The 22,240-nt window shown below is 70.3% G+C and carries 23 protein-coding genes and 1 pseudogene; 13 read left to right on the top strand and 11 right to left on the bottom strand.

Annotated elements, in window-relative coordinates; translation table 11 throughout:
- Positions 1-173, top strand: a pseudogene (locus tag ACTWPV_RS38775) (NAD-dependent malic enzyme); the annotation flags it as partial.
- 102 nt (positions 174-275) lie between these two features.
- On the opposite strand, the gene ACTWPV_RS38770 reads toward ACTWPV_RS38775, so the two are convergent.
- From ACTWPV_RS38770 to ACTWPV_RS38755, 4 genes are all read right to left on the bottom strand, one after another.
- Complete coding sequence (locus ACTWPV_RS38770; protein ID WP_443155586.1) at positions 276-833, bottom strand: hypothetical protein; 558 nt, start codon at positions 831-833, stop codon at positions 276-278.
- Positions 834-986: 153 nt separating this feature from the next.
- Complete coding sequence (locus ACTWPV_RS38765; RefSeq protein ID WP_443155585.1) at positions 987-2,537, bottom strand: glycerol-3-phosphate dehydrogenase/oxidase; 1,551 nt, start codon at positions 2,535-2,537, stop codon at positions 987-989.
- Positions 2,534-4,027 carry a glycerol kinase GlpK gene (gene glpK, locus ACTWPV_RS38760; protein WP_443155584.1) on the bottom strand — a complete coding sequence of 498 codons (1,494 nt, stop codon included), beginning with the start codon at positions 4,025-4,027 and terminating at the stop codon, positions 2,534-2,536. The genes ACTWPV_RS38765 and glpK overlap by 4 nt, the downstream gene beginning before the upstream one ends.
- A gap of 80 nt (positions 4,028-4,107) precedes the next feature.
- Positions 4,108-4,857 carry an IclR family transcriptional regulator gene (locus tag ACTWPV_RS38755; RefSeq protein ID WP_347649791.1) on the bottom strand — a complete coding sequence of 250 codons (750 nt, stop codon included), beginning with the start codon at positions 4,855-4,857 and terminating at the stop codon, positions 4,108-4,110.
- A 500-nt stretch (positions 4,858-5,357) separates the two neighbouring features.
- Here ACTWPV_RS38755 and ACTWPV_RS38750 point away from each other — a divergent pair, with 500 nt between their 5' ends.
- Positions 5,358-5,975 (top strand): TetR/AcrR family transcriptional regulator, encoded by a 618-nt coding sequence (locus tag ACTWPV_RS38750; RefSeq protein WP_347649792.1) that lies wholly within the window; start codon positions 5,358-5,360, stop codon positions 5,973-5,975.
- A 16-nt stretch (positions 5,976-5,991) separates the two neighbouring features.
- On the opposite strand, the gene ACTWPV_RS38745 is transcribed toward ACTWPV_RS38750, so the two are convergent.
- Positions 5,992-6,498 carry a hypothetical protein gene (locus ACTWPV_RS38745; protein ID WP_443155583.1) on the bottom strand — a complete coding sequence of 169 codons (507 nt, stop codon included), beginning with the start codon at positions 6,496-6,498 and terminating at the stop codon, positions 5,992-5,994.
- A 112-nt stretch (positions 6,499-6,610) separates the two neighbouring features.
- Here ACTWPV_RS38745 and ACTWPV_RS38740 point away from each other — a divergent pair, with 112 nt between their 5' ends.
- Positions 6,611-7,189: a YqgE/AlgH family protein gene (locus ACTWPV_RS38740; protein ID WP_132331907.1), complete on the top strand. Its 579-nt coding sequence runs from the start codon at positions 6,611-6,613 to the stop codon at positions 7,187-7,189.
- Between the two features lie 22 nt (positions 7,190-7,211).
- Here ACTWPV_RS38740 and ACTWPV_RS38735 read toward each other — a convergent pair whose 3' ends face one another.
- A complete protein-coding gene (locus tag ACTWPV_RS38735) occupies positions 7,212-7,820 on the bottom strand; it encodes a TetR family transcriptional regulator (protein WP_443155582.1) in 609 nt (202 codons plus the stop codon).
- Positions 7,821-7,977: 157 nt separating this feature from the next.
- Between ACTWPV_RS38735 and ACTWPV_RS38730 the strand changes: the two genes are divergently transcribed.
- From ACTWPV_RS38730 to ACTWPV_RS38705, 6 genes are all read left to right on the top strand, one after another.
- On the top strand, positions 7,978-9,585 hold the full coding sequence (locus ACTWPV_RS38730) for a DHA2 family efflux MFS transporter permease subunit (RefSeq protein ID WP_443155581.1): 1,608 nt from the start codon (positions 7,978-7,980) through the stop codon (positions 9,583-9,585).
- A gap of 106 nt (positions 9,586-9,691) precedes the next feature.
- Complete coding sequence (locus ACTWPV_RS38725; RefSeq protein ID WP_132509798.1) at positions 9,692-9,952, top strand: DUF3039 domain-containing protein; 261 nt, start codon at positions 9,692-9,694, stop codon at positions 9,950-9,952.
- A gap of 76 nt (positions 9,953-10,028) precedes the next feature.
- Entirely contained in the window at positions 10,029-10,901 is an 873-nt protein-coding gene (locus ACTWPV_RS38720) for a zinc metalloprotease (RefSeq protein WP_443155580.1), read from the top strand.
- 28 nt (positions 10,902-10,929) lie between these two features.
- Positions 10,930-12,315, top strand: a complete 1,386-nt coding sequence (locus ACTWPV_RS38715) for an MFS transporter (protein WP_443155579.1) — start codon at positions 10,930-10,932, stop codon at positions 12,313-12,315.
- Positions 12,316-12,398: 83 nt separating this feature from the next.
- Entirely contained in the window at positions 12,399-13,568 is a 1,170-nt protein-coding gene (locus ACTWPV_RS38710) for a hypothetical protein (protein WP_443155578.1), read from the top strand.
- Positions 13,569-13,702: 134 nt separating this feature from the next.
- Positions 13,703-15,454: a DEAD/DEAH box helicase gene (locus ACTWPV_RS38705; RefSeq protein WP_347649799.1), complete on the top strand. Its 1,752-nt coding sequence runs from the start codon at positions 13,703-13,705 to the stop codon at positions 15,452-15,454.
- 70 nt (positions 15,455-15,524) lie between these two features.
- On the opposite strand, the gene ACTWPV_RS38700 is transcribed toward ACTWPV_RS38705, so the two are convergent.
- The 3 genes from ACTWPV_RS38700 to ACTWPV_RS38690 all read right to left on the bottom strand — a co-directional run bounded on the left by ACTWPV_RS38700 (position 15,525) and on the right by ACTWPV_RS38690 (position 18,353).
- Complete coding sequence (locus ACTWPV_RS38700) at positions 15,525-16,028, bottom strand: GNAT family N-acetyltransferase (RefSeq protein WP_443155577.1); 504 nt, start codon at positions 16,026-16,028, stop codon at positions 15,525-15,527.
- A 92-nt stretch (positions 16,029-16,120) separates the two neighbouring features.
- Positions 16,121-17,266 carry a hypothetical protein gene (locus ACTWPV_RS38695; RefSeq protein ID WP_347649801.1) on the bottom strand — a complete coding sequence of 382 codons (1,146 nt, stop codon included), beginning with the start codon at positions 17,264-17,266 and terminating at the stop codon, positions 16,121-16,123.
- Positions 17,256-18,353, bottom strand: a complete 1,098-nt coding sequence (locus ACTWPV_RS38690) for a helix-turn-helix domain-containing protein (protein ID WP_347649802.1) — start codon at positions 18,351-18,353, stop codon at positions 17,256-17,258. The genes ACTWPV_RS38695 and ACTWPV_RS38690 overlap by 11 nt, the downstream gene beginning before the upstream one ends.
- A 389-nt stretch (positions 18,354-18,742) precedes the next feature.
- Between ACTWPV_RS38690 and ACTWPV_RS38685 the strand changes: the two genes are divergently transcribed.
- From ACTWPV_RS38685 to ACTWPV_RS38670, 4 genes are all read left to right on the top strand, one after another.
- Complete coding sequence (locus ACTWPV_RS38685) at positions 18,743-18,967, top strand: hypothetical protein (protein WP_443155576.1); 225 nt, start codon at positions 18,743-18,745, stop codon at positions 18,965-18,967.
- A 185-nt stretch (positions 18,968-19,152) separates the two neighbouring features.
- Complete coding sequence (locus ACTWPV_RS38680; RefSeq protein ID WP_443155575.1) at positions 19,153-19,524, top strand: STAS domain-containing protein; 372 nt, start codon at positions 19,153-19,155, stop codon at positions 19,522-19,524.
- Positions 19,525-19,668: 144 nt separating this feature from the next.
- Positions 19,669-19,914, top strand: coding sequence for a CopG family transcriptional regulator (locus tag ACTWPV_RS38675; RefSeq protein WP_443155574.1), 246 nt, complete (start codon positions 19,669-19,671; stop codon positions 19,912-19,914).
- Positions 19,914-20,336: a type II toxin-antitoxin system VapC family toxin gene (locus ACTWPV_RS38670; protein ID WP_347649806.1), complete on the top strand. Its 423-nt coding sequence runs from the start codon at positions 19,914-19,916 to the stop codon at positions 20,334-20,336. Before ACTWPV_RS38675 ends, ACTWPV_RS38670 begins: the two co-directional genes overlap by 1 nt.
- A gap of 10 nt (positions 20,337-20,346) precedes the next feature.
- Here the strand turns inward: ACTWPV_RS38670 and ACTWPV_RS38665 are convergent, their stop codons facing one another.
- Together ACTWPV_RS38665 and ACTWPV_RS38660 are read right to left on the bottom strand one after the other, a co-directional pair.
- Positions 20,347-20,916: an isochorismatase family protein gene (locus tag ACTWPV_RS38665; protein ID WP_443155573.1), complete on the bottom strand. Its 570-nt coding sequence runs from the start codon at positions 20,914-20,916 to the stop codon at positions 20,347-20,349.
- A gap of 15 nt (positions 20,917-20,931) precedes the next feature.
- Positions 20,932-22,215 (bottom strand): nicotinate phosphoribosyltransferase, encoded by a 1,284-nt coding sequence (locus ACTWPV_RS38660; RefSeq protein WP_443155572.1) that lies wholly within the window; start codon positions 22,213-22,215, stop codon positions 20,932-20,934.
- Positions 22,216-22,240: the final 25 nt, after the last annotated feature.

Here is a 22,240-nt window from a genome sequence, read left to right as displayed (position 1 = left end):
CGGAGGAGATGTTGCTGGCCGCCGCCGGCGCGCTCGCCGCCGTCGTCACGCCCGAGGAGCTCGGCCCCAACTACATCATCCCGAGCGTCTTCCACCCCGACGTGTCCACCGCCGTCGCCGCCGCCGTCCGCGAGTCGGCCGGCGGGCGCGCGCGGGGCTTCACCGAAGCATAAGATCATTTCCTGTTTACGGCACAGCCAAGGTCGCGCCGCCCGCCGCACGCGGCTGAGGGCCTCCAGGGAGACGCTCGCTGACCCGCACATGGAATCCCGCCGTCACGGCGCCTGGTGGGCCGGATACGTGGTCTCCCGCGTGCCGTCGGGCAGCGTGAGGTCCTCCTGGCCCGGCTCCTCCCGGGTGAGGGCGGGCATCAGACGATAGCTCTCCTGGAAGACCAGGTTGTGGGCGTCCCCAGCGGCGATCACCCGCAACGTGCCGAGCTGCGCCGCGGCGTCCGCCTCGTCGAAGACGTTCAGCGGCCAGTCGCCCACGGTGTTGCCCCGCAGGTGCGGATGGTTGAAGTCGCTGCCGTAGTGGGCGACCACCGCGACCGGCTGGGCGTGGCACGCGCGCTGCTCCTGCCACGTCAGCGACCACATCGCGTTGAGCCCGCCCTCGCGTGACCGGGTGACGCCGCTGGCGACCACCTCCCCGGCGCCGAGGAGCAGGTCGGCGTTGAGCTCGTTCAGGGCGGTGCGCGCCACCGGGTCCAGAAGCCCGACCGCCGTGATGAACACCTGCTCCTTGTCGTCCCGCGAGACAGCCTGCCCATGAGTGCCGTCGCGCAGGTCACGGAAGTGCCTGAGCAGGGCTTCGTTGATGGGAGTTCGCATGCCCTCCCCCTGCCCAGCCGGGTCGCCAGGCCACCTCCCGGGGCCCCGGCACCGCCCCGCCGCGCTCCGAACTCGGCGCCGCGGACCCGCCGCGCCGAACCGCGTGCCGAACCCCGGGTCCGCCGCGCCGAACCGTGTACCCGGACCAGGTCGTCAGCCGAGCAGCTTTTCGATCCTGGCGCGCACGTCGGGCGTGTCGAGGCCGCGCACCGTGAGCGTCGTGCGGCGGCGTACGACGTCGTCCACCGTGGCCGCCCACTCGCGGTCGCGGGCGTAGACCGCCTGGGCCCAGATGTCCGGCCCGTCGGGGTGGATGCGCTCGCCGAGCGCCGGGTCCTCGCGGATGAGCCGCGCCAGGTCGAACGCGATCGACCCGTAGTGCGTGGCCAGATGCCTGGCCACCAGCGGGTCCATGCGCGTGCCCGGGTCGCGGTCGGTCCACAGCCGCATGGCCACCGCGTCGGGGCTGGCCAGCCCCGGCAGCGGCACGGCCGGCAGGATGTCGGCGAGATCGTCGCCCAGCGGCTGCCCCGGCAGGCGGGCGAGCGTGTCGAGCACGTGCCTGCCGATGTGCCGGTAGGTGGTCCACTTGCCGCCGGCGACGGAGAGCATGCCGCCCGAGCCGCTGGTCACCACGGTCTCCCGCTTGGCCGCCGCGACCTGCCCGGGGCCGCCGGGCAGCACCCGGAGCCCGGCGAAGGCGTAGGTGATGTCCTCGCGCCTGAGCTGGGAGTCGCGTACGGAGTGGCCCGCCTCGTCGAGGATCTGCGCGATGTCGGCCTCGGTGGCCCGCACCGCGGCCGGGTCGCCTTCGTACGCCTCGTCCGTGGTGCCGAGGAGCAGGTGGTCCTCCCACGGGATGGCGAACGACACGCGGTATTTGTCGATGGGTGTGGTCAGCGCGGCCTTCCACGGCTCCTGCCTGCGCAGCACCAGGTGAGCGCCCTTGGACAGCCGGATGCTGGGCGCCGCTGAGGGGTCTTCCATGCGGCGCAGGTGGTCGACCCACGGCCCGGTGGCGTTCAGCACGAGCCTGGCCGACACGCCGAACTCGGTCCCGTCGAGCCGGTCGCGCAGGTCGGCGCCCGTCACGGTGCCGCCCGTCTGGCGCAGCCCGACGACCTCGGCGTGGTTGAGGACGACCGCGCCCGCGTCCACCGCGGCCCGCACGGTCATGACGGCTACCCGGCTGTCGTTCATCTGGTGGTCGCCGTAGACGGCGGCGGCCCGCAGGCCGTCGGAGCGCAGGGCGGGCACCCTGGCCATGGCCTGCTGCGGCGTGATCACCCGGCCCATGCCGTCGCCGAACACCGACAGCGCGGAGTAGAGGAACACTCCCGCGCCGAGCTTGGCGGCGCCGTGCGGGCCGCCCTTGTAGATCGGCACCACGAACGTCAGCGGCTTGACCAGGTGGGGTGCGATGTCGGCGGCCAGGGCGCGCCGCTCGCGGTGGTTCTCCGCGACCAGCCGCACGTTGCCGGTCTGCAGGTAGCGCAGGCCGCCGTGGACGAGCTTGGAGGAGGCACTGGAGGTGGCGCCGGCGAAGTCGCCCGCGTCGACCATCGCAACCCGCAGTCCCGCCTGCGCGGCCATCCAGGTCACCGACGTGCCGAGGATGCCGCCGCCGATCACGAGCAGGTCGTATGCGGTGCCGGCCAGCTCGTGCCTGGTCTCCGCGCGGTCGGTGCCGATCGTGAGTGTCATGCTCTGCTCCCCTCCTCCTGCTCCACCCAGCCGAGGGTGCGCGCCACGGCCTTCTTCCAGTTGCGGTATTCGCGCTCGCGTACGGTTTCGTCGATCGCGGGACGCCACTCGGCGGCCTTGTGCCAGTTGGCCCGCAGGCTGTCGACGCCGGGCCAGTAGCCGGTGGCCAGTCCCGCCGCGTAGGCGGCGCCCAGCGCGGTGGTCTCGGCCACCATCGGCCGGATGACCGGCACCGCCAGCACGTCGGCGAGCGTCTGCATGAGCAGGTTGTCGGCGGTCATGCCCCCGTCGGCGCGCAGCGTGGTCAGGTCGAGCCCCGAGTCGGCGTTCATCGCGTCGACCACCTCGCGGGTCTGCCACGCCGTGGCCTCCAGCACGGCCCGCGCGAGGTGGCCCTTGTTGACGAACCCGGTCAGTCCCGCGATCACCCCGCGCGCGTCGGAGCGCCAGTGGGGCGCGAACAGCCCGGAGAACGCCGGCACGAAGTAGCAGCCGCCGTTGTCGTCGACCGTCCTCGCCAGTGTCTCGATCTCGGCCGCGCTGGAGATCAGGCCCAGGTTGTCGCGCAGCCACTGCACCAGGGAGCCGGTGACGGCGATGGCGCCTTCGAGCGCGTACGTGGCCGGGCCCGAGCCGATCTGGTAGCCGACGGTGGTCAGCAGGCCGTGCTTGGAGACGACCGGCTCGTGACCGGTGTTCATCAGCAGGAAGCTGCCGGAGCCGTAGGTGCTCTTGGTCTCGCCGGGGGCGAAGCACGTCTGCCCGAACAGCGCGGCCTGCTGGTCGCCGAGCGCGGAGGCGACCGGGACGCCGCCCGCCGTGCGGCCGTAGACCTCGGCGGACGGGCGGATCTCCGGCAACATCGCACGCGGCACGCCCATCGCGGCCAGCAGCTCGTCGTCCCAGCCCAGCGTGTGGATGTTCATCAGCATCGTACGGCTGGCGTTGGTCACGTCGGTGATGTGGCGGCCCGTGAGGTTCCACAACAACCAGCTGTCCATCGTGCCGAACAGCACCTCGCCGCGCTCTGCCCGCTCCCGCAGGCCGGGGGTCTCGTCGAGCAGCCAGCGGATCTTCGGCCCGGAGAAGTAGGTGGCCAGCGGCAGCCCGGCCCGCTCCTTGAACAGGCTCTCGTGCTCGGCCAGGGACCGGGTCAGCGCGTCGGTGCGGGTGTCCTGCCAGACGATCGCGTTGCGGACGGGCCGGCCGGTCTCGCGGTCCCACAACACGGTGGTCTCGCGCTGGTTGGTGATGCCGAGCGCGGCGATCTGGGCGTCCTCGATGCCGGCGCCGCTCACGGCCTCTCCGAGCAGGCCGCGCACGGCCTGCCAGATCTCGTCCGCGTCGTGCTCCACCCAGCCGGGCCTGGGGAAGATCTGGCGGTGTTCGCGCTGGGCGACGGAGATGATGTTGCCGGCTTCGTCGAAGACGATGCACCGGCTGGACGTGGTGCCCTGGTCGATGGCTGCGACGTAGTGCGGTCGAGGCACGAGCTTCCTCGCTTGGATCAGGGTTCGACAATGTCGAACGACGTGAGAAATGTTATGCGGTCGTCATGGGGGTGGACAAGTCAGCGGGCGAGGGCGCGCGTGATCGCGCGGGCGGCGTCGCGCACGTACGAGACGTACTCCATGTGCAGGGCTCCGTCCGGGGCCAGCCGCTCGACGGCGCCCCGGATGCCGATGGCGCCGACCACGATGCCGCGCGCGTCCTTGATGGGCGCGGCGATGGCCACCTCGCCCTCCGTCAGCTCCTCCGTCTCGGCCGCCCAGCCGCGGGTCCTGACCTGGTCGAGCTCGGCCTCCAGCGCCTTGGGATCGGTGAGCGTGGCCCTCGTGTACGCCCGCAGCGGCGCGGCCGGCGCCTCGCCGTAGGGGTCGTGGGCGAGCAGGACCTTGCCGAGGGCGCTGGCGTGCGTCGGCAGGTAGGTGCCGACCTGGAGGGTCTGCATGCTGTCGTCCGGCCTGAACACGTGGTGGATCACCAGGACGTGCCCCTCGTGCAGGGTGCCGATCCAGGCGCTCTCCCTGCTGCGCCCCGCCAGGGCGTCGGCCCAGTTGATCGAGCGGGTGCGCAGCTCGTTGACGTCGAGGTAGCTGCTGCCGAGGTGGAGCAGCGTGGCGCCGAGCCGGTACTTCCCCGTCGTCCGGTCCTGCTCGACGAACCCCACGCGGACCAGCGTGCGCAGGATGCCGTGCAGCGTCCCCTTGGGCAGGCCCAGCGCCTTGGCCAGCTCGGCCACGCCGAGCTGGCGCGGGCCCGAGGCGAGCAACCGCAGGATCGCGGCCGCCCGCTCGACCGATTGAATCGTCTCTCCCACACCTCGCACCTTAGTGCAGAGGAGTTCGATATTGCCGAACGGTGGTCGTGCGGCGGTCGACGGGCGCGCGGTTCGCGAAAAGGTGCCCGCCCACCAGCAGCGCGGCAGCCGGAGTCGGCCTAGAATGGCGCCAGCGGTGAACCCGGCAGACCACAACGCCCCGTTCAGCCCCGCGCCCGACCCCGGAATGCCCCCTCAGCAACGACATGGTCAGCAGGGAGAGCCCGGCGGGCGTGCGATGGCGGAGGCGAGTCCCCGGGTCACCTGCCACGAGCACAACCCCGGCGAGGTCGCCAGCCCTCCCGTGAATGAGGAGAGCCCGAGCACGCCATGCCCACAAGGAGATGCCCGCGCCGCCTGACCAGACCGGCGGCCCTGTCGATGAGCAGGGCCACCTGGTCCGCCGCGGGCCGTAAAAGGCCGGGGTCGTAAGAACATGCGCCATTAACGGGATGAGAGTCCCGTTAGCCGGGCATGCCGGTATGCGGTGAGGAGTTTAGATGGAACAACCTTCCCGTCTGGCGGGAACCGTGCGGCCGGGGGGCCGCACCGCGAGGGTACGCGCAGCCGTACTCGAGGCCACCCAGGACATCCTGGTCGAGCACGGCTTCCACGGCCTGACCATGGATCAGGTGGCGGCCAGGGCCGGCGTCGGCAAGACCACGGTCTACCGGCGCTGGGGGAGCACCCCCGGCCTGGTGACCGATCTCATGAAAGAGCTGGCCAACCAGTCGTCGCCGCACGCCGACACGGGCGACGTCGAGCGGGACCTGCTGGCCAACGCCGTGTCCGTCTGGGAGGCGGTCACCGACGGGCGGCTCGGCGCCACGCTGCAGGCGGTGATCGCCGCCGGGACCTGCGACGAGGAGGCCGCCGACGCGCTGCGGGCCTTCTTCACCCGCCGCATCGACGAGTGGGCCACCGTCGTTGACCTGGCGGTCAAGCGGGGAGAGCTGCCCGAGGGGACCGACGGCGGTGAGCTGGTCAGGGCGATCTCGGCCCCGCTCTACTACCGCCTGGTGGTCACGAGGGAGCCGGTGACGCGGCGGGACGCCGAGCGGTCGGTGTCGCGCGGGCTGGCCGCCGCGCGGGCCGGCGCGTTCGTTGCCGACTCCTAGCGGGCGCCGTCCGGGCTCACGGGGCCGAGCGCGGCCAGATCCAGCCGTACCACCACAGAATGCCTCCCATGATCACCAGTCCGCCCGCCGTGGCCAGCTTGGCCATGAGGTCCACGGGCGGACCTGTGAAGGGGAGGCGGTCGAGGTGGTGGCCCCAGGGGCAGTCGTTCTCCACGTCGGTCGAGTCGATCAGCGTGTCGGGGTTGTGCTCGGCGACCGAGTACGCCTCGATCTCGGCGCGGCTGCCCTTCCCCACCCGGACCTGCTTGACGACCGTCTTGCGCGCCGGGATCGAGCCGCTCGCCACCGTCCTGCCGTCGGCCCGCAGGTCGTACCTTGCCAGCTGGCGGGTCACGTTGCGGAGCGTGACGGTCGCCCGGCCGGAGCGGCAGGCCACGTCGTCGACCGTCATCGTGAACGGGTCTCCCGGATCTAGCCGCGGCCACGCCCAGGCGGTGGCAGGGAGGAGCAGTGCCACGGTCATGGGCAGCGTGGCCAGGACGACACGAGTACCGATACGCATGCGCTCCCCCCGGAGTGTGATCTTTGCTACGTAAGGTGCCCAAGGGGACACGAAAAGTAACATCGACTCACGAGGGGAGCGCACGCCCCCGGATACACGCCATGATGGATGTATGGCGGAAGCGATCTACGTCGGCGGGTTGTTGGTGGCGACGCCGCTCCTCGATGACCCCAACTTCCGGCGTAGCGTCGTGCTGATCCTCGAACACGACCACGACGGGGGCACTCTGGGCGTGGTGCTCAACAGGCCGAGCGACATCTCGGTGACGCAGGTGCTGCCCGTGTGGGATCCGCTGGTCACGGGGCCTCCGGTGCTCTTCGAGGGCGGGCCGGTGCAGACCGACAGCGCGCTCGCGCTGGCGGCGGTCCCGAGCGGTGAGGAGCCGCTCGGCTGGCGCAGGCTGCACGCCGGCACCCCGGCCGTGTCAAGGCTGGGGACGGTCGACCTGGACGCGCCGCCCGAGATCCTGCAGGGGGAGATCGCGCAGATGCGCATCTTCGCGGGGTACGCGGGGTGGACGTCGGGCCAGCTGGAGAGCGAGATCGCCGAGGGCGCCTGGTACGTCGTCGACTCCGAGGTCGGCGACACCTTCCACGCCGATCCGGGCTCGCTCTGGCGGCACGTGCTGCGGCGCCAGCACGGCGAGCTGGCCTTCGTGGCGACCTGCCCGGACGATCCGACGATGAACTGAGCCCGTCGGCGAGCCCCGCGCCTCAGAGGTCCCACCCCGGCCGCAGCGAGCGCTCGGCCAGCTCGATCGTCTCTGCCATGCGGCCGGTGATCTCCGGCACCGAGCCGTCGCGGCGCGGGCACTCGAAGCCGACGCGCATCGCCGACATGGCGAACGCGACGATCAGGTGGGAGAGCTGGTCGGTGTCGGCGTCCACACCCCTGCGCCCGGCGACCAGCTCCGCGAGACGGCGCTCCGTGCCGGCGCTCCTGGCCACCGACTGGCCGATCAGCTGCGGATTCTCGTCGAGGATCCGGCGGAGTTTGAGGAACCTCTGGTGCTCGTCCTCCGTTGAGCCTTCCATGTCGCTCATCACCGCTCGCACCGCGTGCATGAGCGCCGTGAACGGCGGCTCGTCCTGCGGGCGGGAGCACAGGGTCTCCACCATGAGCTGCTCGCCGTGGTCGTGGAACCACAGCACCAGGTGGTCCTTGCTGGTGAAGTAGCGGAAGAAGGTGCGGGGGGAGATCTCGACGGCCCCCGCGATCTGCTCGACGGTGGTCGACTCGTATCCTTGTTCGAGGAACAGGTCGAGCGCCGCGTCGAGGATCGCCAGGCGCGTCTTCTCCTTCTTGCGTTCACGCAGACCCACAGCGGTCACTCCCTCGAAACCTTTCTGTCATAGTGTGCCATAAGTCATACGCCGTCATGTGAAAGTCGGTTGTCTGAAGTCGTCGGCTGCCATAAATTAGTGAGGCTTGCGATATCTATGCCCTGATCTGGGGCTATATGTCATTTGAGGGGGAGTCATGGCTCAAGCGAAGGCGGTCAACGCGCCGTCGTCGCCCGGCCCGGACCGGACGAGGGCCGGCGGCAATCCGTGGCTGGTGCTGCTGGCGGTCAGCCTGGGCGTCATCATGGTGATGCTCGACGGCACGGTGGTGGGCATCGCCAACCCGGTCATCCAGGCCGACCTGAAGGCGACGCTGTCGGACCTGCAGTGGGTGACCAGCGGCTATCTGCTGGCGCTGGCGGTGTTCCTGATCACCGCGGGCAAGCTCGGCGACCTGTTCGGGCACAAACGCGTCTTTCTCATCGGTGTTGCCGGCTTTGCGATCACGTCCGTGGGCATCGGTCTCAGCGCCGAACTGGCCGGCGTCATTCCCGGCCTCTCGCCCGTCGGCGCGCTCATCGGCCTGCGTGTGCTGCAGGGTCTTTTCGGCGCGCTGCTCCAGCCCGCCGCCCTGGCGCTGCTGCGTGGAGCGTTCCCGGGGGAGAAGCTCAACCAGGCGATGGGCGCCTGGGGCGGCATCATCGGCCTGTCCAGCGCCGCAGGGCCGATCGTGGGCGGTGTGCTGGTCGAGAACGTGAGCTGGGAGTCGGTCTTCTTCATCAACGCGCCGGTCGGGATCATCGCCCTCGTCATGGGCGTCTTCCTGATCAAGGACAACCGCGCGCAGACGATGGCGCGGATCGACTGGCTAGGCGTGCTGCTGCTGTCGGGCGCGATGTTCTCGCTGGTGTGGACGATCATCAAGGCCCCCGACTGGGGCTGGGGCGACAGCACGACGCTGACCTTCCTGGGCGCGTTCGCGGTGCTGATCGCCGCGTTCATCCTCTGGCAGAACAGGGCGCAGAAGATCGGCAGGCAGCCGCTGGTCCCGCTGTCGCTGTTCAGGAACGTCTCGATCTCCATCGGCACCGTGCTGATGATGATGGTGGCGTTCGCGATGTTCGGCGCGATGTTTTTCCTGGGCTTCTTCTTCCAAGGCGTGCACGGCCTGACCCCGCTGGAGGCCGGCCTGCGCATGTTGCCGATGAGCGCCGGCATGATCGTCGCCTCGCCGCTGGCGGGCATGGCGATCGGCAGGCTGGGGCCGAAGATCACGATGGCGGCCGGTCTGCTGATCACCGCGTTCGCCATGTTCCTCATGTCCCAGCTCAGCATCGACGCGTCGTTCCTCGCGAGCGCCATCCCGTTCGTGCTGCTGGCCTTCGGCATGTCGCCGGTCTTCGTGGGCGCCACGGAGATCATCGTGGGCAACGCGCCGCTTGAGCTGAGCGGTGTCGCGGGTGGCGTCCAGCAGTCGGCCATGCAGGTCGGCGGCGCGCTGGGCACCGCGATCCTGGGCGCCGTCATGGCCGCCGAGATCTCCGGCACGCTGCCCGGCTACCTCGGCCCCGCCGCGCAGACGATCCCGCCCGCGCAGATGATCGGGCTGGAGAAGGCGGCCGCCTTCGGCGCGGCGCCTCCCGGGGTGCCGCAGCCGATCGTCGACGCCGTGCACCACTCCTTCATGGACGGCATGCACCTCGCCTTCCTGGTGAGCACCGGCATCGCCGTGCTGACCGCCCTGCTGACGCTGTTCGTCAAGGCCGGGCGCAAGGCCGAGGGCGTGCAGGTCCATGTGGGCTGACCATGTGGGCTGACCGGGCGGGCTGACCGGGCGGCCCTCGCCTTCGCGGCGGGGGCCGTACCGCTGGGTGGAGGACGCGGTCGCGAGCGGGCATAAACTCGGTGGGGTGAGCAGCACGAAGATCCTCCCAGAGCAGGAGACCACGCCGCGGACCTCGCACGGCGACGGCGATCACGAGCGCTTCGCCCACTACGCGGACAAACACAAGATCACCGAGAGCATGGTGACGGGCACGCCCATCCGCGCCCTGTGCGGCAAAATCTGGGTGCCCAGCCGTGACCCCAAGAAATACCCCGTTTGCCCGGAGTGCAAAGAGATCTACGAGGGCCTTCCCTCTGGTGACGGCGAGGGCGACGACAAGCAGTGAGTGTTGCTGAGCGGTAATCCTCCGCCAAACAGCTACGGTCTGTAGCCATATCGGCTCATTCCGTGGTGGAGGATCTATGGCTCGGCGTGCGACGGCCGCCTCGTTGGCATGCCTGCTGGCGGTATGGTTCGCCCCGGCGGTGCAGGCCGGCGCCGCCTACGCGGCCCGTTGCAGCCGTCATGCGCCGGAGGAGCCCTGGCCGCGCTCGCCCCAGCCGGGAGACGTGGCCAAGGTCCGGTCCGAGCTCGCCCGGCGCCTGGCGGGCGTCACGCCGCCGACTCAGATCACCGTGCCCACCGTGGTGCACGTCATCACGCGGCCTGACCGCCAGGTCTCCGACGAGGCGGTCGAAGCGCAGATCAACGTGCTCAACTCCGCGTACGCCGGCCGCTTCGGCGGCGTGGACACCGGCGTGCAGTTCCGGCTCGACGCCATCACGGTCCGGCAGAACGCCGCCTGGTTCGGCGACCCCGTCGGTCACGAGCGGGCCATGAAGAGCGAGCTGCACCAGGGCGGCCCCGGCACGCTCAACCTCTACATCGCCCAGCTCAGCGAGCACATGCTGGGCTTCGCCAGCTACCCCTACTGGTACACCGACGCGCCCGTGCTCGACGGCGTGGTCATCGACTGGCGCGGACTGCCCGGGGGCGCGATGACCAACTACAACCGCGGCTTCACCGGCGTCCACGAGATCGGCCACTGGCTCGGGCTGTTCCACACCTTCGAGAACGGCTGCAAGGAGCCCGGCGACGGCATCGACGACACCCCCGCCCAGGCCAAACCGACGAAGGGCTGCCCCGAGCGCGCCGACTCCTGCGCGAAGGCGGGCCTTGACCCCGTGCACAACTTCATGGACTACGCCCACGACCGGTGCATGTCGGAGTTCACCCAAGGACAGGCCAAGCGGATGCACGAGATGTGGGCGGCGTACCGGCAGGCGACGCCGTGAGCGATGCGGCGCTGACTACGATGTGCTGGTGACAGCACCGAAGGCACTCGACACTCCATACCAGCCGCCGCGAATCTTCGGTTCGCGCTACCGTACCGCGACCCTCGGCATCCTCCTCGTGGTCACGCTGGTCGCTTTCGAAGGCATGTCGGTCGGCGTCGCCATGCCCGCCATCGCCGAGGAGCTCGACGCGCTCAACCTCTACGGGATCAGCTTCTCGGCCTTCCTGATCGCCAGCCTGTTCGCCAACGTGGTGGCCGGCCTCTGGTCCGACCGACGCGGCTACCCCGTCCCGTTCGTGACGGGAGTGGTGCTGTTCGTCATCGGGATGGCACTGGCCGGGGCCGCGACGTCGGCGGTGATGTTCCTCGTGGCGCGGGCCGTGCAGGGGCTGGGGGCGGGAACCACCATCGTGGCGCTGTACGTGATGATCGCCCGGGTCTATCCGGTGGAGTCGCGGCCCAAGGCGTTCGCGGCCATCTCCGCGGCCTGGGTGGTGCCCGCCATGGTGGGCCCGGCCGTGGCCGGATTCGTGGCGGAGAACTGGGGCTGGCGCTTCGTCTTCTTCGGGATCATCCCGCTGGTGGTGCCCGCGCTGGTGATGCTCGTTCCGGCGCTGCGGCAGCCCTCATCGCCGGGCGAGGCTCCGTCGGGCGGGCCGAGGTCGAGGCCGGTGGCCATGACGCTGGCCGCCACCGCCGCGGCCGCCGGCGCGGGGGTGCTGCTGCACGGCGTCGACCGGCTGCACCTGCATCCCGTCACGGGGGCCCTGGAGACGGTGGCGGGGCTGGCGTCCCTGTCGTACGGGCTGTTCCGGCTGCTGCCTCCACGGGCGCTGCGGTTCGGGCGCGGGCTGCCCACCACGGTGATGATGCGCGGCTTCTTCTCGGCCGCCTTCTTCGGCGTCAACTCCTTCATCCCGCTGGTGTTGCAGGAGGTGAAGGGCTTCGACCTGTCGAGCGCGGGCGTTGCGCTGACCACCGGGGCGCTCGGCTGGTCCGCCGGCTCCTACCTGCAGAGCAGGAAAGAAGGGCAGGCGCACCTGCGGATCCGGCTGGGCATGGGATGCATCGCCGTCGCGGTCCTGCTCTGCCTGCTGGCCGTCCTGCCCGGGGTGAGCGGATGGATCGCCGTGCCCGCGTGGATCATCGCCGGCTTCGGGATGGGGTTCGGCATGACCACGGTCAGCATCACGGCGCTGAAGCAGTCGCCGGTCAACGAGCAGGGAGCCAACTCGGCGTCGCTGTCGGTGACGGACATGCTGGGCTCGGCGCTGTCGATCGGCGTCGGCGGCGCGCTGGTCAACCTGATCGGGCACTCCTCCTCCGAGATCGCCACCGGGTTCGTCGTCATCTCGATCCTCATGGCCACCATCGCGCTGAGCGGCACCGTGCTCGCCGGCCGCACCCGCTGAATTCCGCCTCTCCTGTCACAACGACAACGGATCGCCTGATCCTCGTCGCGAGGAGTGATAGGACAGCGGGACAAGGAGGTGTCATGGAGGGTGATCACCGTGTCTGGCCCCCGCAGACGGGCGCCCGGCACCGCCGTACCCCTCCCGAGGACGGCACCCCTCCCGAGGGCCGCACCTCTCCTGAGGACGGCAAGCCCGTGTGGGGCGCGCACCGCGACGGAAGGCCGCGGCGGGGCAAGAACCCCTTCGCGAGCGTCAGGGACACCGACGCCGATGCCAGGCGCTCTCCCGCGCCCGCGGATCCCGCGCCGGAGCGGAACGAGAGGCCCGTGCCCGATCCTGCTCAGGAGGCGGGCTGGGGGTCTGCTTCCGAGCCTGGCGACACCGGCTGGGGGGCTTCTCCCGAGGTCCCGTACGAGACGGGCTGGGGGGACCTCCCAGAGCGTGATGACGGGCCGTCGCAGAGAGGGCGGGAACGGTCCCATCCGCTGGACCTCGGCCCTGACCCGGAGGACGAGGAGCCGTGGAACCCGCGGATCCGCCGGGCCACGTACCCCGGCCTTCAGAACGGCGCGGACAACGGGCAGGACAACGGGTTCGGCGGCGGACGCGGCCGTGGGAGCGGCACGTCGCCGGTCGGCGAGCCCCTGCCGCCGTCGGCCCGCCTCTACGGCTCTCCGGCCGATCCCGGCGCGCGCGGGCGGGTGGGCGGCAGGAGGTGGCGCCGGTGGGCGGGAGCGCTGGTGGCGTTGCCTGCCGGGGCGGGGCTGATCGTGGTGGTGGCCGTCGTGGTGCTGCGGTTCACCGCCCCGCCGGCGGAGACGGGCCGGCTGAGCGACTCGCGGGCGGGGGTGTCGGCGGCGCTGCCGCAGGGGTGGCGCGAAGGGCCGGTGCCGCCCGTGACCGGGTTCACCTCGGTCATCAGGGACGACGCCGGAGCACTCGTCATGGCCAGACCGATGCCGTCGGTGGAGGACGCGGGGAAGGCCGCCAAGGAGGCGGCGGCGCTCTACTCCAGGCTCCTGCTCAAAGGGGACCGCGTGACCGTCGTCGAGGACAGGCAGGTTCCGGGTGGCCACACCCGGGCACTGCGGGCGGAATATCGGGACGTGGTCAACCGGCCGGCCTTCCTGCGAGTGATGCTCCTCACTCGCGGCGCCAGGACCGTCCTGCTCGTCGGGCTGCTCCAGCCCGCCGGCACCGAGCGCAGGCAGGAACTCGACACGGTCATGACGAGCCTGCGGCCGGGATGAGAGCCCGCCCGCCCCCTAACACGTGAGGATCACCTTGGCCAGAATCCTCGGCTCACGGCACGTCTTGTCGGTGGGCCCGATTACTCTAGGGTCACTGTGAGAAAGCGAAGCACACCAACCCCAGAGGTGATGCGGTGAGCACCTTCGCCGCGTCCCACCTTTCGCCTTCCTATCCCGACCGAGCCGCATGGGGCACCGCCCCCAAGCTGCGCGCGTGGCAGCAGGAGGCGTTCGACCTCTACTTCAGGCGAGACCCGCGCGACTTCCTCACCGTGGCGACCCCGGGCGCGGGCAAGACGACCTACGCCCTGCGCATCGCCAGCGAACTGCTCGCCAACGGGGTGATCAGAGCGGTCACCGTCGTGACGCCCACCGAGCACCTCAAGCGCCAGTGGGCCGACGCGGCCGGGCGGGTGGGCATCAACATCGACCCCGAGTTCAAGAACAGCCAGGGCGCCACGTCGCGCGACTACACCGGGGTGGCGGTGACCTACGCGCAGGTCGCCATGCACCCGGCGCTGCACAGGGCGCGCACCGAGGCGCGCAAGACCCTGGTGATCTTCGACGAGATCCACCACGCGGGCGACGCCAAGTCATGGGGCGACGGCGTGCGCGAGGCGTTCGAGCCCGCCGCACGGCGGCTCCAGCTCACCGGCACCCCGTTCAGGTCCGACGACAACCCCATCCCGTTCGTTGCCTACGAGGAGGACGCTGAGGGCCTCAAGCGCAGCGTCGCCGACTACTCCTACGGCTACGGCCCCGCCCTCGACGACGGGGTCGTGCGCCCGGTCATCTTCCTGGCCTACTCCGGCGAGATGAAGTGGCGCACGCGGGCCGGCGACGAGATCGCCGCGACCCTGGGCACCCCGCTCACCAAGGACCAGCTCTCCCAGGCGTGGCGGGCCGCGCTCGATCCGAAGGGCGACTGGATCCGCCAGGTCATGCAGGCCGCCGACCGCCGTCTCACCGAGGTGCGCAGGGGCGTCCCCGACGCCGGCGGCCTGGTCATCGCCACCGATCACGAGACCGCCCGCGCCTACGCCCGCCACCTGCGCAACATCAGCGGCGAGGGCGCCACCGTGGTCCTCTCCGACGACCCCGGCGCGTCGAAGAAGATCAAGCAGTTCGCCGCGTCCCAGGACCGCTGGCTGGTGGCCGTGCGCATGGTGTCCGAGGGCGTCGACATCCCTCGCCTGTGCGTGGGCGTCTACGCCACCTCGACCTCGACCCCGCTCTTCTTCGCGCAGGCCGTGGGCCGGTTCGTCCGCGCCCGCAAGCGCGGCGAGACCGCGTCCGTCTTCCTCCCCTCGGTGCCCACGCTCATGGGCCTGGCCAACGAGATGGAGGTCGAGCGCGACCACGTCCTCAACAAGCGGCCGCCGGAGGACGGCCTCGACGACACCCTCCTTGAACAGGCCAACCGCGAGAAGGACAACCCCGACGTCCTGGGCGACGAGCTGCCGTTCGAGACGATGCAGACGTCGGCCACGTTCGACCGGGTGTTGTTCGACGGGGGCGAGTTCGGCACGGGGGCCGAGCTCGGCTCGGCCGAGGAAGAAGACTTCATCGGCCTGCCCGGCCTGCTCGAGCCCGACCAGGTGGCCACGCTCCTGCGCAAGCGCCAGTCCGACCAGCAGGCCGCCAAGCGCAAGCAGCCGGCCGACGAGCCGCGGCAGACGCTGGCGCCGCACGAGCAGATCGCCGAGCTGCGGCGCGAGCTCAACGGCCTGGTCGGCGCGTGGAACCACCGCACGGGCCAGCCGCACGGGGTCATCCACTCGGAGCTGCGCCGCGCCTGCGGTGGCCCGCCGATCGCCCAGGCGACCGCCGAGCAGATCCAGGAGCGCATCGCCACCATTCGCCGCTGGGCCACCCAGCGGCGCTAGGCGCACCTGCCAGAGACCGGTGACGTGCCGGCCCGATGGGACGGCTCCCGTCGTGGTGGAGATGGTGTCTTCACCCGACGGGAGGGCTTCGCCCGCCACCTCTGGCGGGCGGCTCGTCCGACGCGGCGAGGCGCCTGACCATGATGCGGCACCGCTCAGGCCGGAGCTCGCGCCGGCCGTCCGGGTGGTAGACGACCTCTGTCGTGGCGACCTGCCCGTACGGCCATTCGGCGTATCCGAGACGCAGGTAGAGCCGCTGCGCGTCCTCGTTGTCCAGCCCGACGCCCAGGGCGACCCGGTCGTGGCCCAGGGCGGCGAGCCGGTCCTCGGCCGCCCACAGCAGTTCGGTCCCGATGCCCTGCTTGCGCCGCCAGGGCACGACCTCCAGGTGGGTGAGCAGGGCCACGCCCGGTAGATGGGCGCGTAACTCGGGCTCCTCCGCCGGGGCCAGCCAGACGTACACGTCGCCCACCGCCTCCTGGCCGTCCCAGGCGACGAGCAGGAGTCCGTGGCCGGTGTCCTGCCTGCCCAGCCGGTCGGCGAAATAGGCCTCCTGGCCGAGGGACCGGACCATGGCAGGAAGGTCAGTATGGATGGCTTTGCGAATTTCGGAGGCCCCCACGGACCACAGATTCCCGGATGCCGCTCCCCTGAATCAACAGGCGTTTACCGGGACGCCCACCAGCGCAGCGGCTTGGCCCCCGGCCGGACCACCCACTTCATGGCGTCCGCCACGTCTGATTCGAGCTGCGGGATCCCGGCCAGATGGCCGGCCCAGCGATGGCGATCCGCCTTCCATGCCCGCAGGTAGGAGACGCAGAAGTCCGGGGTGATCAGCTTGAGCCGGCCGAGCGCGGCCAGCAGCGACTCCTCCATGGCGGTGCGGTCGGTGGAGCCGGGCCGCAGCCTGACGCGGCGCAGCACGTCCTCGACGAACGCCCTGCGCCTGGCCAGGAAGCTCGTCCAGTGCGCCGGCCGGGTCGCGGCCTCCCAGCTGGCCCCGTCGCCGTCGAGCAGCCAGTAGACGCCCTCCGCCAGCACGTCGCCGAGCTCCTGGTCACGGGCGCGGACGGGCCGGTCGAACGGGTTGTACGGGCGCTGGGTCACCATGCCCGTCACCGCGAGCCGGCGCAGCGACGTCTCGCCCAGCAAATAGAACCAGTCCTCGTTGTAGATGTTCGGGAAGAACGACGGCCTGCGGGTGGTCTCGACGGCGAGGGCGCCGCCGCCCACGAACGAGTCCTGGTCGCCGCCGGTCAGCCGATGCGCGTGGCACACCACAGAGTTGTCCGGATAACCGCCGATGTGCATGCCCACCGCATCGTAGTCGTCGAGCAGGGCCGCCGCCGCCGCGACCTCCTTGTGTCCTCCGACCACGATGTCGTCGTCCAGGAAGACGACCCGCTGCCAGCCCATCAGGCGGGAGAGGAGCAGCCCGGTGTTGCGTTTGGCGCTGAGATCGGTCGCGCGGTGGAACGGCGTGCCCTTCACCAGCGCGGAGGTCGCGAAATCCGGCAGGTTGAGCCGGGCCGTGTCGTCGACGTCGATCACGATGTGGTCCACGCCGGTCGGCAGCAGGAGCGCCGCCGCCTCGTCCGGGCGGCTCCACCTGCGGCTGTGCAGGGTCACCAGCGGGCAGTCCAGCGCGACGGCCAGGCGGATCGCGTGGCCGAGCCAGCTGGGATGCCGGATCGTCGGTACGACGATCGCGTCGACGGTCCCGGACCCCGCGTGCTCGTGGTACAGGTCGACCAGGTGCCTGTGGGAGCCGTGATGATGCTCCGTGCCGGCTTGTGCTCTCTCATGCTCCATGGAGGGGACCCGGCCATTCGTGTAGCCGGTACGAGGCGACCGTCCAGTCGGGTGTGACGGCGACGCGGCCCTGCACCCTGACCCTCGTGAGGAGGCTGTACGCCTCCGCGTCGCGGAACCGGTCACGCAGGTAGGCGGTGTTGCGGTCGCGAAAGCGCGCGTCCGTGAGCGCGCGCACCACGCCGTAGACGCCTCGCGAGTGCATGCCGTTGCAGATGGTCAAGGTGTGGCTGGTGTTGTCCGGGTTGACGCCGCGGTAGAAGAAGCCGACATCCTCTGTGAGCCGTACGCCATCGCCTGAGCCGCTGGTGACGGTGTAGTGCCTGTGCGTTTCGCCGCCTTCGTCGACCTCGAAGTACGGCCCCCTCTCGCCCTCCCAGTCGGGCACCTGCCGCACCGGGAGCTCGATCCGCGAGAGCATGTACGCGGTGACCTCGTTGTAGTCGACGCCGCCGAGGAGCACCACGTGGGTGGTGAGGTCGTCGGCGCGAAGGTCCTCCGTCGCGCGCAGCGTCACGAGGCTGTGCGGGTTGGCGGCTCTGACATGGCCCCACAGCTCGAACAGGGAGTCAAGATCGGAGTATTTGTAGAGCTCGATGTAGTCGGGGCTCGACGGGTCCGCGTAGGTGATCTTCTCCCGCTCGTCGTGGGGGATCTGCGAGCAGATGATCGTGATCGGTTCGCCGTCGGCGAAGTGCCACGGTCCGTCATGGAGGGCGTCCGGCTCCGGGTCGGAGCTCTCGGCCCCCTGGAAGCGCAGCGCGTTCTTGCGCAGCCGGGTGAGCTCGTCGAGCAGGGCGCGGTGCTCCGCCAGCTCCTCGGCCGTCATGTCCGACAGGGGGAGCACGCGGGCGTGCCCGTTGGCCAGCGATCGCCGGGTGGCGAAGAACGCGGCGTACTTCTCGAGGCGGTGCACGGGCGGGATCTTGATCAGGTGGGTCGACTCCCACGACGAGATCAGTGGAACGCTGACCCCGAACGCGTCGCGCAACTGTGCCTGGGTGACCCGCAGCCCGGGCCATCGGCTGTCGCGGAGTTCGCGCAGCCGGCGCGCCAGCGCGGTCCGCGCGGGTTCGTCACCGCTCATGCCAAGCCTCATTCAAGTGAACTTCAGTGAATATAAGCCCCAGTGGCGAAGTCGGTGAAGAAGTCGCAGCTAGGGCAGCATAACCGTGCTACGTGCGCGAACGGATCGCACAGGAAGCACCAGTCTAGCCACAGCTCCGTGGATGCCAAGGGGGAATGTGTGGGTTGAGAGTGGGTAAATCTCTGCACATAGAGATTCAGTTAATGAAAGCTGAAGTCTACTGAATAAGAGGTGGAGGTGGTATCGCGACCCGAGTCCCATGAGCCGTACCAGGCCAGAGCGGCATCCCGCGCGGAAAACGAGCGCAGGCACCCCTGAGACGACAGCGAAGGGTGGCCCGCGATCCCGGATTTCTTGTCAGAGCGCGTCTCCGCACCAGGGAAACCTTCATGACCACACTAGTCCTCCACCTCTCGGTGGCCACGCCCATGTCATCCGATTCCCGGAACATGTCCCTCTTCATGCTGGCAACCATGATCACGCTGACGCTGGCCGCGATCCGCGGGCTGCTCAAGCGTACGCGCCTGATCATGGTGGTCAGCGGCACGAGCGCCCTGCTCGTGGTCCTCTCCGTCCTCGCCCTCGCCTACCTGATCACCTTCGGAGCGACCTGAGGAGGTCACCGCGCGCGGCGCACCGCCCCCTGCGCTGCGCGCGTGCCGACCGCGCCGCCGCGGGCGCGGTCACGCTGAGTGACTCTGTGTGTTTGGACACAGAGCAGTGACCTCCTGTTAGAAGCTCGACTCAAGCGGCAACAACCACGATTGGCTGTCTTGGGATACGCAGAAGGGCTCCGCCCATGTCGTCTGAGGCCACCGGCAGGTCGACGCTGATCGTCACTTCCGGCCTCTCTCGCAACGCCGTCATCATCAGACTCGAAGGCGAGCTCGACGTCAACGGGCTGCCGGTGCTGAGAGAGCACCTGCAGCGCGTGTGGGAACTGCCCCCGAAGCCGTTCCTGGTCATGGATCTGAGCGCGGTCTGGTTCTGCGACTCGATGGGCATGAACGAGCTCGTCGAGGTCCTGCAGCGCTGCGAGGCCAGGGAGACCAGGCTGCTGCTCGGAGGGGTGCAGGGGGTGATGGGGCGGGTGTTGTCGATCACCGGTCTCCGGCACGCCTTCGAGGTCTTCGACCACACCGACGACGCCCTGCGGCTGACCCGGGTCTGAAAATCTGTCGCGCGGGTGAAGATTCTTCCCTCGCCGTATGAGGTTGTCTCCGGCGGGTGTTGACCTTCACATGACCGTAGCGTCGCCATGTGAGTACTCTTCGTGATCGCCGGTGCCGCAGGGGTGCCGGGTTACCGTGGAGAGGTGCCTGAAGTGAGCCTGTACCTGCCCGATGACGTCCTGAGCCGGGTCGCCGAGGCGGCCCGCGCGCACGAGATGTCCGAAGGGGACTACATTCGCGAGGCGGTCACACGCGCTCTCGCCGAGGAGATCGTCGGCGAACGACCCCGTCCCAAACTCCCGCTGTTCCCGCTGAGCGGGGAGAACCTCACGGCGGAACGCGTCGACGAGATCCTGGCCGAGGGGTTCGGGAAGGACGGGCTCGACTGATGCTGGTCCTCGACACGAGCGGCCTGCTCGCCGCGATCGGTCCCGAGCAACCGCACCACGAGGAGGCACGCCAGGTGCTGCTGTCCGATCCGGGGCCGCTGCTGCTTTCGCCCTACGTGCTCGCCGAAGTGGACTACATGCTCCTCAAGCTCGCCGGAGAGCGCAGGGAGCTCCAGTTCCTGCACGACGTCAGTGACGGGAGCTACGAGATGGTCTCCATGACGGCCGCTGACGTCAGGCGGGCGGTGCACATCGTCGAACGCTATCGAGGCATGTCCATCGGACTGACGGACGCCTCGGTCGCGCTCGTGGCCGGACGGCATGCCACAACCAGGGTGCTGACGCTCGATCAGCGGCACTTCCGGGCGATGAAGCCGCTCTGGGGCGACGCCTTCACGGTGCTTCCCGCCGACGCGAACTGACCGGCCCAGGTCAGCCCAGTACGGGCGTCCCGCGCAGGGTGGCGCCGGCGGCCTTCAGCTCCGCCAGCGCCGCCTCCGTGGTCGCCGGTGCCACGCCCGCCGTGAGGTCGAGCAGCACCCGCACCTCCAGCCCGTGGCGGAGCGCGTCGAGGGCGGTGGCGCGTACGCAGTGGTCGGTGGCGATGCCCGCCACGTCGACCTGGCGCACCCCGCGTTCCTTGAGCCACTCCAGCAGCGGCACCCCGTCGCGTGAGGTGCCCTCGAACCCGCTGTACGCCGCGTCGTAGGCGCCCTTGCTGAACACCTCGTCCACTTCCGACAGGCCGAGGGCCTGGTGGAAGTCGGCGCCGGGCGTGCCGGCGACGCAGTGGGCGGGCCAGGTGGAGGCGTAGTCGGGGGTGTCGGAGAAGTGGTCGCCGGGCGAGATGTGGTGGTCGCGGGTGGCCACCACATGGTCGTAGGGGTGGTCGGCCACGTGACGGGTGATCGCCCCCGCCACCTGCGAGCCGCCGGTGACGGCCAGGCTGCCGCCCTCGCAGAAGTCGTTCTGCACGTCGACGATGATCAGCGCGCTGCCCATACGGGCCACGATACGTCAGGCGAATTCGGTGGGAATCGCCGCATAGCCCCTGCCGAGGTGGAGGGCGTCCAGGGGGAGGGTGGTGACGGCCTTGGCGTGACGTTCGCGGGCGGCGGACAGGGGCTCCCCGCCGACGACCTCGCCGTCGCGCACCAGCTCGTGCAGCAGGGGGATGCCGCCTTCAGGGGTGAGCCCGCCGGTCGTGATCAGCTCGGTGTCGCAGTGGCCCCTCTCGTCGAAGAGCCGGTACGCCTCCTTGCGGCCCCCGCGCGACGGCTTGCCCACCGAGCGCTTGGCCACGGCCTCCAGCCTGCCCGCGGCCGTCTCCCGGGCCACCAGCTTGTACACCAGCGCCGCCGTGGGCACGCCCGACCCGGTCACGAGGGAGGTGCCGACGCCGTAGCCGTCCACCGGGGCGGCGGCCAGGGCGGCGATGGCGTACTCGTCGAGGTCGGAGGTGACGAGGATGCGGGTGTTGAACGCCCCGAGTGCGTCCAGCTGCTCGCGCACCTCCTGCGCGGCCGCCGCCAGGTCGCCGGAGTCGATGCGGACCGCTCCGAGCTTGGGCCCGGCCAGCTCGACGGCCGTGCGGACGGCCTCGGCCACGTCGTACGTGTCCACCAGCAGCGTCGTCTCCTGCCCGAGTGAGGCGATCTGGGCCTCGAACGCGTCACGCTCCGAGTCGTGCAGCAGGGTGAACGCGTGCGCCGCCGTGCCGGCCGTGGGGACCCCGTGAACGCGGCCGGCCATCAGGTTGGAGGTCGAGGCGAACCCGGCGATGTACGCGGCCCGCGCGGAGGCCACGGCGGCGCTTTCGTGCGTGCGGCGCGAGCCCATCTCGATGAGGGGGCGCTTGCCCGCGGCGTTGACCATGCGGGAGGCGGCGGAGGCGATGGCGCAGTCGTGGTTGAGGATGGACAGCGCGATCGTCTCGAGGAGCACGGCCTCGGCGAAGGTGCCCTCCACGATCATGATGGGGGAGGCGGGGAAGTAGAGTTCGCCCTCGCGATAGCCGTAGATGTTTCCCGAGAACCGGTAATCGGCGAGAAACGCCAGGGTGGACTCGTCGACGACCCGGTGCTCGCGCAGGTAGGTGAGTTCTTCGTCACCGAAGCGGAAGCGTTCAAGCTCGTCCAGGACACGTCCCGTCCCGGCGACAACCCCGTAACGCCGCCCGCCCGGCAGGTGTCGCGCGAACACCTCGAAGACGGCGCGCCGGTGCGCCGCGCCGCTTCGCAGGGCCGCCTGCAGCATCGTCAGCTCATAGTGATCTGTGAGCAACGCAGTGCTCATGGTCATTGTCACGAGTCGAAGACTACGGCTC

The organism is Nonomuraea sp. KM88, assembly GCF_052245635.1.
Taxonomy (GTDB): domain Bacteria; phylum Actinomycetota; class Actinomycetes; order Streptosporangiales; family Streptosporangiaceae; genus Nonomuraea.
Note: the sequence above shows the minus strand (reverse complement) of the source record. Positions and strands in the feature narration are given on the sequence as shown.